The organism is Acinetobacter halobius, from assembly GCF_044130335.1.
Classification (GTDB): Bacteria; Pseudomonadota; Gammaproteobacteria; order Pseudomonadales; family Moraxellaceae; genus Acinetobacter.
The window spans coordinates 1-13,368 of record NZ_JBIQOD010000014.1 but is presented as its reverse complement, the minus strand read 5'-3'; the positions used below and the strand labels follow the sequence as shown (position 1 = coordinate 13,368).

The 13,368-nt window shown below is 42.0% G+C and carries 11 protein-coding genes and 1 riboswitch; of the genes, 6 read left to right on the top strand and 5 right to left on the bottom strand.

Going from position 1 to position 13,368, the window contains the following annotated elements:
* The first annotated feature begins 8 nt into the window (after positions 1 to 8).
* The 6 genes from ACE01U_RS12320 to ACE01U_RS12295 all read left to right on the top strand — a co-directional run bounded on the left by ACE01U_RS12320 (position 9) and on the right by ACE01U_RS12295 (position 8,363).
* Entirely contained in the window at positions 9 to 1,181 is a 1,173-nt protein-coding gene (locus ACE01U_RS12320; RefSeq protein WP_395579591.1) for a thiolase family protein, read from the top strand.
* A gap of 319 nt (positions 1,182 to 1,500) precedes the next feature.
* Positions 1,501 to 2,394 carry a LysR family transcriptional regulator gene (locus ACE01U_RS12315; RefSeq protein WP_086210032.1) on the top strand — a complete coding sequence of 298 codons (894 nt, stop codon included), beginning with the start codon at positions 1,501 to 1,503 and terminating at the stop codon, positions 2,392 to 2,394.
* Positions 2,395 to 2,544: 150 nt separating this feature from the next.
* A riboswitch (guanidine-I (ykkC/yxkD leader) is annotated at positions 2,545 to 2,644 on the top strand.
* A 27-nt stretch (positions 2,645 to 2,671) separates the two neighbouring features.
* Positions 2,672 to 3,412 (top strand): urea amidolyase associated protein UAAP1, encoded by a 741-nt coding sequence (locus ACE01U_RS12310; protein ID WP_395579590.1) that lies wholly within the window; start codon positions 2,672 to 2,674, stop codon positions 3,410 to 3,412.
* Positions 3,413 to 3,429: 17 nt separating this feature from the next.
* Positions 3,430 to 4,080: an urea amidolyase associated protein UAAP2 gene (locus ACE01U_RS12305; RefSeq protein WP_395579589.1), complete on the top strand. Its 651-nt coding sequence runs from the start codon at positions 3,430 to 3,432 to the stop codon at positions 4,078 to 4,080.
* Positions 4,081 to 4,085: 5 nt separating this feature from the next.
* The gene (gene uca, locus ACE01U_RS12300) at positions 4,086 to 7,691 is read left to right on the top strand and encodes an urea carboxylase (protein ID WP_395579588.1); all 3,606 of its coding nucleotides are present in this window, start codon (positions 4,086 to 4,088) and stop codon (positions 7,689 to 7,691) included.
* Between the two features lie 255 nt (positions 7,692 to 7,946).
* On the top strand, positions 7,947 to 8,363 hold the full coding sequence (locus ACE01U_RS12295; RefSeq protein ID WP_228147010.1) for a hypothetical protein: 417 nt from the start codon (positions 7,947 to 7,949) through the stop codon (positions 8,361 to 8,363).
* Positions 8,364 to 8,435: 72 nt separating this feature from the next.
* Here ACE01U_RS12295 and accC read toward each other — a convergent pair whose 3' ends face one another.
* From accC to ACE01U_RS12270, 5 genes are all read right to left on the bottom strand, one after another.
* On the bottom strand, positions 8,436 to 9,800 hold the full coding sequence (gene accC, locus ACE01U_RS12290) for an acetyl-CoA carboxylase biotin carboxylase subunit (RefSeq protein WP_086210027.1): 1,365 nt from the start codon (positions 9,798 to 9,800) through the stop codon (positions 8,436 to 8,438).
* Positions 9,801 to 9,816: 16 nt separating this feature from the next.
* Positions 9,817 to 10,236 carry an acetyl-CoA carboxylase biotin carboxyl carrier protein gene (gene accB, locus ACE01U_RS12285; protein WP_004979753.1) on the bottom strand — a complete coding sequence of 140 codons (420 nt, stop codon included), beginning with the start codon at positions 10,234 to 10,236 and terminating at the stop codon, positions 9,817 to 9,819.
* Positions 10,237 to 10,252: 16 nt separating this feature from the next.
* Positions 10,253 to 10,708 carry a type II 3-dehydroquinate dehydratase gene (gene aroQ, locus ACE01U_RS12280; RefSeq protein WP_086210025.1) on the bottom strand — a complete coding sequence of 152 codons (456 nt, stop codon included), beginning with the start codon at positions 10,706 to 10,708 and terminating at the stop codon, positions 10,253 to 10,255.
* A gap of 1,003 nt (positions 10,709 to 11,711) precedes the next feature.
* On the bottom strand, positions 11,712 to 12,488 hold the full coding sequence (gene pcaD, locus ACE01U_RS12275) for a 3-oxoadipate enol-lactonase (RefSeq protein WP_086210024.1): 777 nt from the start codon (positions 12,486 to 12,488) through the stop codon (positions 11,712 to 11,714).
* Positions 12,489 to 12,587: 99 nt separating this feature from the next.
* Positions 12,588 to 13,368, bottom strand: a 781-nt coding sequence (locus tag ACE01U_RS12270; RefSeq protein WP_395579587.1) for an acetyl-CoA C-acyltransferase, incomplete at its 5' end; no start/stop codon positions are given.

Below are 13,368 nucleotides of genomic sequence, written 5' to 3'. Positions count from 1 at the left end.
AATGGAAAATGATTGTTATTGTAGACGGTGTACGTACAGCAATGGGTGGCTTTCAGGGTTCGTTGTCGGCATGTACAGCACCTGAACTTGGTGCGGTCACGATTAAAGAAGTGCTAAGCCGTTCTGGCTTACAACCGACTGATGTAGACGAAGTCATTTTTGGTTGTGTCCTTCCAGCGGGGCTTAAACAGGGCCCTGCACGTCAAGCAATGCGCATTGCAGGTCTACCAGACTCAACAGGTGCAACAACCATCAATAAAATTTGTGGCTCGGGGATGAAAGCCGTCATGCAAGCGGCTGACGCGATTAAAGCAGGTTCAGCTGAAATTGTGGTGGCAGGTGGTATGGAGTCGATGTCAAATGCGCCGTACCTACTTGAAAAAGCACGTGCGGGTTACCGTATGGGACATGGTAAAACAACCGATCACATGTTCCAAGAAGGCTTAGAGGATGCTGAAACAGGTCTGTCGATGGGTGTCCTTGCTCAAGAAATGGCAGATCAAAAAGGCTATACCCGTGAACAGCAGGATCAGTATGCCATTGGTTCTTTAAATAAAGCCGTTGCTGCGATTCAAGGTGGCTACTTTAAAGATGAAATCGTGCCTGTGACAGTGAGTAGTCGTAAAGGTGATGTTGTAGTTGATCAGGATGAGCAACCCCTCAATGCCAAAGTGGATAAAATTCCAACTTTACGCCCAGCATTCAAAAAAGACGGCACGATTACCGCGGCAAATTCGAGTTCTATTTCAGATGGGGCTTCTGCATTGGTTGTAACTTCATCTGATGTTGCAGACGCACGTGGTCTGAAACCATTGGCAAAAGTTGTGGCTTATGCCAGCAATTCTCAGCATCCATCTGAGTTCACCATTGCCCCTGTAGGTGCCATTGAGAAAGTTTTAGCCAAAGCAGGTTGGTCTGCTGATGATGTTGACCTGTGGGAAGTCAATGAAGCCTTTGCGATGGTCACCATGCTTGCAATTGACGGTTTTCATTTAGACCCTGCTAAAGTGAATGTGAATGGTGGTGCTTGTGCACTTGGACATCCATTGGGTTCTTCTGGTTCTCGTATTATCGTGACTTTACTGCATGCTTTGAAACGTACTGGTGGGAAAAAGGGTGTAGCTGCTTTATGTATCGGTGGTGGCGAGGCGACTGCTATTGCCGTCGAGCTGTTGGGTTAAAGCTGTAATATCTTTAGCTGTGCCTGTGAAGAAAATACTTTAAATAGCTATAATTCGGCATGGTTGATTTCATCAAAGGTTCGATTGATTCGGGCCTTTTTTGTTATGTAAAATATATGCAGAACATGCGACATAAATTTTCAGGAAAAGTATCTATTGTTTAGTACAGCTAAAGGTATAATTCATGTGCTTTTATTGTTGAAACGTCTGATATTAGACCTAGATGCTTATAATAGTAAGTTTTGAGCATTGGATCATCGCTATAATGGGTAGATGATGGATCGTCTACCATCACATGCATATAAGGAATATTTTTTTCGTGTTTGAACTGGACTGTAAATTACTCAGTATCTTTTTTTACGTTTATAAGTTTAAGAGTGTATCGCTTGCGGCAGATCATTTAGAAATGAGTCAACCGACGGTGAGTAATATTCTGAATAAAATTCGCCAACATTATAATGATCCGCTGTTTTTGCGGATTGGCAACGAAATGATGCCGACAGAGTTGTCTAAGCAATTGTTTCCGTTGGTCAGTGAGGCTTTAAACAAGGTTGAAATCATCAATAACTTTACGATTGATTTCGACCAAGCCACTTCGCAGCAACAGTTTAGTTTGGCTATGACTGATGTTTCGCATTTGGTGTTGTTGCCGAAAATTTCGCAGTATTTGAAGAAACATGCACCACATATTCGTTTGAATATCCGTCCGATCACCTCTGAAACCAGTTATCAAATGGCAAATGGTGAAATTGACTTGGCGTTGGGTTTTTTACCGCAATTGGAAAATGGTTTTTACCAACAGCAACTGTTTGAGCAGTATTATGTGGTGATTGCAGCCAAAGATCATCCGCGTTTGACCGGTGATAGTATCAGCACAGCGCAATACTTGGCTGAGTCACATATTGATATTGATGCAGGCATGGGACATTACCATATTGAAAACGAGCTGCTTAATTTAGAACTAAAGCGTGACATTTTAATGCGTTTACCGAGCTATTTGGGGGTAGGCTTGGTGGTACAAGAAACAGATGCAATCGCCACAGTTCCATACTATTTGAGTGAAGTTCTACTTTCACGTGGCAATTTAAAGATCTTTAATGCGCCAATTGCCTTTCCAAGTTATGGAGTGAAACAGTATTGGCACATGTCTTGTCATCATAAAACCAGCCACCAATGGCTGCGTCATATGTTTCATGAAATTTTAATGAAATAGCATTTTTAAAAATTTGATGCTTTTTATTGGTGCGTATAGCAAAGATATTCGTGCTGAAAATTGAAAGCGCCCGTTTATTGCTCATAAATGGTATTACAAAGCTTGAAAATCGTAATACTAAATTGGCACGGCCTTTGCACAATCTAAACTGAAAGAGTGATCTAGGGTTCCGATACATTTTTGATGTATGTCTGTGACCGAGAGTTCACGGTTCGTAAGAACTACACGGAGGGATAAAAGCCCGGGAGGTAAACAGTTACGATTTAGGCAGAGGCGCATGAGCACAATAACATATCACGACGATAACGCACTATGGACTGAACTTTTACCGGGTGGACATCACTGGTCTGGGCGTATTCAACGTGGCACAGTCTTACAGTTTAAAGCCTTAGGGGCACAAGCTAACGTTTCTCTTTTCTGCGTCAACAGTGAAGATAAGCTCGAACGTTTTAATATGCCAGATAGTTTAAAGGCACAGCATACGGCATTTCTAAGTGCAGGACATGTGTTGTATTCGGACTTAGGTCGGGTTATGGCCTCAATTGTTCAAGACGATCATGGTTGGAATGATGCCTTGTGTGGTCCGAGTCGCACAGAACAAATTCAAAAACAATTCGGCACTCAAACTTTCCAAGATGCACGAAATAAGATGTATCGGAGTGGACGAGACAGTCTGTTACTTGAAATGACCAAGTTTTCATTAGGTCAAACCGACCTGTCAGCTACGGTCAACCTATTCTCCAAGGTTCGTCCTGATGATGCGGGCAACTTATCTTATATTGATACTGACAATACCCATCAAATCATTGAACTGCGTTTTGAGATGGACTGTCTGGTGTTCTTATCTGCCGCACCACATGGTTTGAGCCAAGTCGTAAAGTATCAGCCTGCCGATATTCAAATGAGTTTATTCAAAGCCTCCGCTTTAACCGCACATGATATTTGTCGTGATTCATGCCCGCAAAACCAACGCGGTTTTCAAAACAACGCGCGTTATTACGCATTTGATGCTGTTTAAGCCCAAGGAGAGTACGCATGACCATTTTACAAGCATTTGATCAAGCTGTTTTAAATGAAGTCTGTCCAGCGGGTGAGGCATGGATGGGTGAAGTCAAGAAAGGGCAGTATTTCCGTATTATTGATCTCGAAGGCAATCAAGCGGTCGATACCTTATTTATTTCTGCGAGCAACCCTGAAGAGCGTTACAGTGCAACTGATACTTTAGCCATCAATCAGCAGATTTATCTCGAAAAAGGCACAGCTCTATATACCAACTATGGCAACAAAATTGCCACGATCCATGATGATAAATGTGGTCGTCATGACACCTTGGGTGGCGCTTGTTCATGTGAAAGTAACACCGTACGTTATGCACACGACACATTTCCGATGCACAGCTGTCGCAATAACTTTATGACAGCTTTAGCTTTGCACCCAATTGCGAAAAAGCATGGACTGAATGTTCGTCATATTGGGCCGAATATTAATTTCTTTATGAATGTTCCTGTGAGCAGTGAGGGACATCTCAAATTTGACGATGGAATATCGGCACCCGGTAAATATGTTGAAATTCAAGCGGAGATGGATCTTATCGTGCTGATTTCTAACTGCCCGCAGCTGAACAATCCATGTAATGCCTATAACCCGACCAAAATTCAACTGATTGTGCGTGAAGGTAAGGAGTAATTAGCATGTTTAAAAAAGTTCTCATTGCCAACCGTGGTGCAATTGCCTGCCGAGTAATTCGTACATTAAAGAATTTAGGCATTCAGTCTGTTGCGGTGTATTCAGAAGCAGATCGTGATTCCTTACATGTGACTTTGGCTGATGAAGCGGTATTTATTGGTGATAGCCCAGCCAGTCAAAGTTATTTAAATATTGAAAAAATTTTACAGGTTGCCAAAGAGACGGGCGCTGAAGCCATTCATCCGGGTTATGGATTCCTGTCTGAAAATGCCGAATTTTGTGACTTGTGTGAGTCACAGGGCATTGTGTTTTTAGGGCCAAATTCTGCACAAATGCGTAGTTTTGGTTTAAAGCATACCGCACGCGAACTTGCCATTCAGGCGGATGTGCCATTGTTACCGGGTAGCCAGCTTTTAGCAGACGAAGCGGAAGCACTGATCGAAGCAAATCGTATCGGCTATCCCGTTATGCTGAAAAGTACTGCAGGTGGTGGCGGTATTGGTATGCGTTTGGTGTGGAACGAAGTTGAGTTGAAAGATGCTTATGCAACCGTATCTTATTTGGCACAAGCCAATTTTAAAGATGCAGGTTTGTATTTAGAAAAGTTTGTAGAAAATGCGCGGCATATTGAAGTCCAAATCTTTGGGGATGGCCAAGGTTTGGTTTTGGCTTTGGGAGAGCGAGACTGTTCAGTACAGCGCCGTAATCAGAAAGTAATTGAGGAAACTCCAGCACCGCATTTAAATGATGAACAACGTGATTATATTCAAGGTGTTGCAATTCAACTGATGCAGTCAGTGAATTACCGTTCGGCAGGTACGGTTGAATTTGTGATGGATACTGACACCCAAAAATTCTATTTCTTGGAGGTGAATACACGGTTGCAAGTTGAACATGGTGTGACCGAACAAGTGTTTGATGTAGACCTTGTGGAATGGATGGTCACTTTAGGTAGCGGTGACTGGACTGCACCGATAGAGGCGCTTAAATCTAAAGGTCATTCGATTCAAGTCCGTTTATATGCTGAAGATCCAATTAAGAACTTTCAACCCAGTGCTGGCTTACTGACTTATGTCGACTTTGACCCACAAGCACGCAATGAAACATGGGTCGAAACAGGTTCAAATGTATCTTCCTTTTATGATCCGATGATTGCCAAAATCATTGTGACCTGTGAGAACCGTGAAAGGGCAATTCAAGCCATGAGTGATACTTTGGCAAAAACTTCAGTGGCAGGAATTGAAACTAATCTTGAGTATTTACAAAATATTATTGACTGTGACGTGTTTAAAATAGGGATACAGACCACACGTTTTTTAAATACTTTTGAGTGGATAACCCAAAAAATTGAGGTGTTACAGTCCGGTATTCAAACCTCAATACAAGACGTCAATGGTCGTTTGGGTTACTGGGATGTTGGAGTGCCACCATCGGGTGCGATTGATCCTTTATCTTTAAATATAGCCAATCAACTATTGGGGAATTCATTTAATACCGCAGGGCTAGAATGTACATTACAAGGCCCAACTTTAAAGTTTCACTGTGACAGCCAAATCGTGATTACGGGTGGTGAGATGTTTGCGACATTGGATGGTGTCGACGTTGCCATGTGGCAGACCCTTAATGTTAAAAAAGGGCAAATCCTTAAAACGGGTAAAATCACCACAGGTTGTCGCAGTTATATTGGTATTAAAGGCGGGCTGAATGTACCCGCCTATTTAGGCTCGCAAGCGACTTTTACTTTAGGTCAGTTTGGTGGTCACGCAGGACGCAATTTACTCATTGGAGATATGTTGCCCATTACGGCTTATACCTCAGCAGAAACTGTTGCACTCAGCGCAGCACAGGTACCAAGCTTTAGCAATGCTTGGAACATCGCGGTGATGTATGGACCGCATGGTGCGCCCGACTTTTTCACTAAACGCGATATTGAGCGCTTCTTTGAGCAAGAGTTTGAAATTCACTTTAACTCAAGTCGTACAGGCATCCGCTTAGTGGGGGAAAAACCTGAATGGGCACGTACCGATGGTGGTGAGGCAGGACTACATCCTTCAAATATTCATGATAATGCTTATGCCATTGGCGCGATTGACTTCACTGGAGATATGCCGATTATTTTAGGGCCCGATGGTCCAAGCTTAGGTGGTTTCGTTTGCCCAGCGGTGGTGGTTAGTTCAGAACTATGGAAAATTGGCCAGCTTAAAGCGGGTGATAAAGTTAAATTTATCCCAATTTCTTATGATCAAGCTCAAGCATTAAATCAAAAATATCATGCCGCGTTAAAAGCGGATACGACTGAAAATGTAGATTTTGCCCCAAGCTTGCATGCTGAAATGGACACACTCTCAGATGCAGTTTTGGCGACTCTAAAAGGTGTGAACGCTGCACCTGATGTGACTTATCGCCCCGCAGGGAACAGTTATTTATTGGTTGAATACGGAGAGTTGGTTTTAGACCTCAATTTACGTTTCCGTATTCACGCTTTAATGCAATGGGTCAAAGACCAAAGTATCGAAGGGATTATTGATTTAACCCCAGGAATTCGTTCGCTACAAATTCATTTTGATTCATTGGTGCTAGATCAAAAGCATTTGTTGGCATTATTACAGCAAGCAGAAAGTGAATTGCCTGACGTGACCGCAATGGAAGTGCCGTCGCGTACAGTCTATTTACCTTTGGCTTGGGAAGACTCGCAAACCCAGCTGGCAACTGAGCGCTATATGCAAACGGTACGTCCAGATGCGCCGTGGTGTCCAGATAATATTGAATTTATCCGCCGCATCAATGGACTAGAGTCAAAACAAGCGGTGAAGGATGTTGTGTATAGTACCAATTATTTGGTCATGGGCTTGGGGGATGTTTACTTGGGGGCACCTGTGGCAACACCACTGGATCCACGCCATCGTTTAGTGACCACCAAATATAATCCTGCACGTACATGGACGCCTGAAAATGCAGTCGGCATCGGTGGAGCGTATATGTGTGTCTATGGCATGGAAGGCCCTGGCGGTTATCAGTTTGTTGGGCGTACCACCCAAATGTGGAGTCGTTACCGCAAAAATCCAGACTTTGAACAGGATAAGCCATGGTTACTGCGCTTCTTTGATCAAATTAAATTTTATGAAGTATCTGAATCAGAATTGATGCAAATGCGGGAAGACTTTAAAGCAGGGCGCTTAAAGCTCCGTGTAGAAGATGGGGTTTTAAATCTAAAAGAATATAATGATTTCCTCATTGAAAATGCAGCATCCATTTCAAGTTTTAAAGCAGTACAGCAAGCGAACTTTGATGAGGAACGCCGTCGTTGGCATGCAGCCGGTTTGGTTGAATATGTTTCTGAAAGTCTTGATGCGGTTTTAGATGACAGTGAAATTCAGATTCCTGAAGGTGGCTGTGCAGTAGAGTCGCACATGCCGGGTTCTATTTGGAAAATTGAGTGTAATTCTGGAGATGTGGTAGAAGAAGGAGCGACATTAGCTGTGATTGAAGCTATGAAAATTGAAATTCCAATTATTGCCCCAGAACGTATGCGTGTTGAGTCCATTACTATTGAAAAAGGACAAACGGTCAAAACAGGTCAGGTACTGTTTACGTTAGCCCCTGTTGCTTAAACTCAAATATTCCTAAATGAAAGGATTGCTAGGGCAGTCCTTTTTATTGCGTTTCAAAGCAGATAAATCTAATCACTACATCATTTTGTTAAATAAAGCTTCCGATGCGTAGCAGAAAATAGATTGTTATGAAATGGTTATAAAATGATGTTTTGCATGAAAATATGCTAATTTAGTACGACGCTAAAAAACATTATGGCTTGTATGAAAAAAACATTACTCGGCATGTTATTCATGTTAACTACATCAGTAGTTATGGCAAATACGCCAAATCAGACTGAGGTCACTCAAGCATCAAATCAAAATAATATTCGCGTGATGACTCGCCCAGAAATCGTGGGTTTGTGGGGAATGGAGCTACCAAACAACAGGAAATGCGTTGAATACTATAATTTTAAAAGTAATAGCGATGTCGTGATCAAAAGTGGCGAGGAATGGTCTACAGGAATTTACGACTATCAACCGTCAAACGATCAAAATGTTCAGTTGCCCGCACTCATTTTGCAAGTGAAGTATGATAATAATGAAGTCGATTGTTCTGGCTTAAAAGAAGATCAATCTGGTGAAATGTCTCAATACTTTGTGAAATGGAAAAGCCCATCAACCATTAACTTCTGTGCCAATGATAAAGGTCAGCAGTGCTTTGCAACACTACGCCGTGTTTTGCCTTAAGTATTTGTATCGTCTATAAAAAAACCGCGATTAATCGCGGTTTTTTTTAGAAAGACTAATCAACTCTTTAGATTAGTCTTTATCTTGATGACCTTCAATTTGCTTTAACAAGTGTTTTTCAAGATAGTGAATATCCATCGCTTGTTCGCAGAACTTTTTATCTTGAAGAATCAAATCTTTGTGCAATGGAATATTGGTTTTAATTCCAGTCAAAATCATTTCATCAAGTGCTTGGCGCATACGTGCAAGAGATGTTTTACGATCTTTACCGTGTGCGATCAGCTTCGCGATCATCGAGTCATAATAAGGTGGAATGCTATAGCCTTGATAGATATGTGAATCAAGACGAATACCTGCACCACCTGGTACATAAAAGTTCTCAATTTTACCTGGTGAAGGTAAGAAGGTCGTTGGATCTTCAGCATTGATACGGCATTCAATCGCATGGCCTTTGACTTCAACTTGATCTTGTTCAATTTCAAGACCCAAGCCACCAGCAATGCGGAGCTGTTGTTCAATAATGTCGATACCTGTCACCATTTCAGTTACAGGGTGCTCAACTTGAACACGTGTATTCATCTCAATAAAGAAGAATTCACCATCTTCAAACAAGAACTCAAAGGTACCTGCACCACGGTATTGCATTAATTTACAAGCATTTACGCAAGCTTCTAAAATGTCAGCACGTGCTTGCTCAGGTAAGTTTGGCGCAGGCGCTTCTTCTAACACTTTTTGATGGCGACGCTGTAAAGAACAGTCGCGGTCATAGAGATGAATCGCGTGACCATTACCGTCAGCAAGAACTTGAACTTCAACGTGACGAGGTGTTTGCAGGAAACGTTCCATATACACCGTGTCATCGCCAAACCACATTTCAGCATCACGCTGTGCAGCTTGAACAGATTCAAGTAGGGTGTCGACACGTTCTACAATACGCATACCACGACCACCACCACCAGAAGCAGCTTTCACGATCAATGGGAAACCAATTTCTTTGGCTTCTGCTAAAGCATTTTGAGGTGTAACTGCATTTGCAGATCCCGGTACGGTTGGAACACCTGCTTTACGCATTGCGGTAATGGCAGAAACTTTGTTACCCATCAAACGAATATGTTCAGGGCGTGGTCCAATGAAAATGAAACCTGAGTTTTCTACAATTTCAGCAAATTCAGCATTTTCTGATAAGAAGCCATAACCTGGGTGAATGGCATCTGCACCTGAAATTTCAGCTGCTGTAATAATGGCAGGAATATTCAAGTAGCTTTCACTGCTTGCACCTGGTCCAATACATACTGCTTCATCTACAAAACGTAGGTGCATTAAGTCTTTGTCAGCATCTGAATAGATCCCTACAGTCTTAATCCCTAAAGTTTTGCAGGCACGGGTGATGCGCAGGGCAATTTCACCACGGTTTGCAATTAAAACTTTTTGCAACATTATGAGTCCCCGTCTATTACGCGCGGTAGCGGAATAATGGTTGACCGAATTGGATCACTTCGCCGTTTTTCACTAAAATTTCTTCAACTACACCGCTTTGCGTTGCTTCAATCGGGTTCATGATTTTCATTGCTTCGATAATACCAAGTGTTTCACCAGCCGTGATTGTTTGACCGACTTTAACAAATGGCGCTTCACCTGGGCTAGGAGCAGCATAGAACACACCAACCATTGGCGAAGTTTCTACAGCACCACGTGGTGTTTTTGCTGCTGGAGCTTGGGCAACAGGAGCTGCCATAGCAACAGGAGCACCAGCTGCAACAACTGGACTGCGACGAGTAAGAGCAATAGATTGATCGCCTTCTTTAACTTCAATCGCTTGTAAGTCAGATTCAATCATCAGGTCGATGAGTTTCTTGATTTTACGAATATCCATGTGACAGTATTCCTAATTATGATTGCGTAGAGGATTGAATTTTGTTGAGAGCGTAATTGAGCGCAGCGCTATAACCTTGAGCGCCTAAGCCACAAATCACGCCAATGGCTTTATCTGATAAATATGAATGATGTCTAAACGCTTCGCGCGCATGAACATTTGATAAATGAACTTCAATAAATGGAATGGCTACACCAAGTAGCGCATCACGAATTGCCACGGAAGTGTGGGTGAGCGCAGCAGGGTTGATAATAATAAATTGCACGCCATCCGCTTGGGCTTGATGAATACGGTCGACAATGGCACCTTCCCAATTACTTTGGAAAGTGTCGAGAGAAATGGAAGCATGTTTAGCTTGGGCGATGAGTTGTTGGTTGATGTCTTTTAGCGTTAGAGAGCCATAAACTTCTGGTTCACGCATTCCTAGCAAATTTAGATTCGGTCCATGAATAACCAAAATGGTCGAACTCATTTAGCTTGCTCCATTTATAAGTTGCAATAATTCTTTGCAAGATGGCTGCAAAGTTTGCGTATTATGGCATAAAGTTCTACATTTTTTTTATAGTTTGTTTGAATTGACGTAGATGCTTAGTGCCAAACTTCGGCAATATAATGTAAATTTTGCAAGGAATTGGCAATGTTAAAAGATTACAAATTTTCGAATGATTACTCTTTTTTACATTGTAAGTTAAATTGACCAAAAACTGCATTTTTGTTTTAGGTTTACAGCATGTAAATGACGTAGTTACCCATGCGAAAAACAGTATGATTCTGTTGATCACGCTGAAATTTATTACAGTATCTTAACCGATTTTTAAGTGCTAACACTGTATATCAAAATAACAGTACTGTCTGAAAGTGTTTGTATCTGCTGACTTGGCTATCAAACCGCATTATCGCGCAGGCTCGAATAAATCAGATTTCAAAGTCTTTATAAAGCAGCATATTTTCTAAAGTGAATAGAAATATAACATCACTTTCTTTAAATAAAACATAAGTTTGTTACATCAATATTTAGAAATGCTTTATTTTATTCACGGATGTATTCTGACAGTTACATGTTATGAAAATAATGGAATTATCCTAGGCGGGATGTGGCCAAGCCTAAAGCTATAGTTATTTCTTTAGTTTTCGACTTGTTTTTTTTGCCTATGTTTAGTTGTGAGTGAATTGTAGCTTGTATGTCTGAATACTTGGTTTTGGGTAAAAAAAATACAGTCATTTCATATGGTTTTTTGATCCAAAGATTGGCTCAATCACGCCATGATTGGCTATTTTGTTCACGAGAGCGTTCTTGATCATGACAAAAGTAGCAGAGTAGTGCAGGTTGGGTATTGGCAATAAGTACGATAGAGTCGGAAAAGGTCTAAAATACATAAGTATTTATGGTTGTTTTATATGCAGTTTTTAATTCGCTGACGACAGAAATATAAAAAACAGCCCGCAATGAGCTGTTTTTTTATCAGGTAAAACGATTAGGCAATAAAATCCAAGATGACCTGATTGAAAATTTTGGGCTGTTCAATATTTGAGATATGTGATGCATCTATTTCAAATAAAGCACTACTACGTACATGATTGACCATGTATTGAGCATCGGCGATTGTAGTCACAGGATCTTTACTACCTGCAATCACAAGTAGAGGTACTCGAATACTTTCGAGTTTTTCACGTAAATCCGCTTTAGCCAAAGCTTCACAGCAACTCGCATAACCTTCTGGGCTGCCAGCACCTAAGTCGTTTGAAAGCGCTGCTACTGTTGCTGCGTTGCTTTGGATAAAGGGTTCGGTAAACCAACGGCTCGCGGCCGTTGATGCAATCGGTTCTAAACCTTGGCTACGAACGAGAGATGCTCGCTCATTCCAAGCCTGTTCACTGCCAATTTTTGCGGAAGTATTGCATACAATGGCACGGTGGAAACGTTCAGGCTTATGAATGACTAACCACTGACCTGTGAGACCGCCCATAGAAATGCCGCAAAATATGGCTTTTTCGATGTTCAGGTGGTCGAGTAAATGGATCAAGTCTAGACCAAGTAGTTCAATATCATAAGGTCCTTGAGGTGCAGAAGACTGGCCATGCCCACGAGTGTCATAGCAAATCACGAAATAATTTTTCTGGAAAAAATTGATTTGTGGCTTCCACATGTTGAAGTTTGTACCCAGTGAGTTTGAAAAAACAAGCGCAGGATTTCTTGAATCACCAAAGGTCTGATAGTGAATTTCGGCATTATTTGAAGTAAAACTTGGCATAAGTTCTTCCTTAATTCATTAAAAATTTTCAGTGTTTCTACTGTTGTTATCAGCAATAAGTGTTATGAGTAGAAACACCACGTCAGATCAGAAGGAGGGTTAAACGCGCTGAATAATCAAAGCAATCCCTTGACCGACACCAATACACATCGAACACAAGGCATAAGTTCCATCCGTTTGTTCTAACTGGTTTAAAGCTGTGGTGACTAAACGCGCACCCGATGCACCGAGTGGATGACCGATGGCAATTGCACCACCGTTTGGATTCACTTGAGTGCTGTCATCCTCTAAACCAAGATCACGCGTGACCGCTAGTGCTTGTGCTGCAAAGGCTTCATTTAGTTCAATCACATCCATCTGCTCTAATGTCAGATTGGCTTGTTTGAGTAATTTTTTGATGGCAGGCGCAGGTGCAAAGCCCATGATGCGTGGTTCTACACCCACAGCCGTAGATGCAATAATCTTGGCACGTGGTTTAAGTTGGTACTGCTCAACCGCTTGTTCCGAAGCAATCAGTACAGCAGCCGCACCGTCATTGATGCCTGAAGCATTCCCCGCAGTGACGGTGCCTTCTGCTGTGACGACTGGCTTGAGTTTTGCCAAACCTTCGAGTGTGGTCGAGGCACGTGGATGTTCATCCGTGTCGACCACAATTGGATCACCCTTACGCTGCGCAATATTTACAGGGATGATCTCATGTTTAAAAAAGCCTTGAGCTTGCGCGGTTGCGGTGCGCTGTTGACTCGTCAAGGCAAACTGGTCTTGATCTGCACGATCAATATTAAATTGTTGTGCCACGTTCTCCGCAGTCTGCGGCATAGTGTCTACACCATACATCGCTTTCAGCTTAGGATTGATAAAACGCCAGCCCATAGTGGTA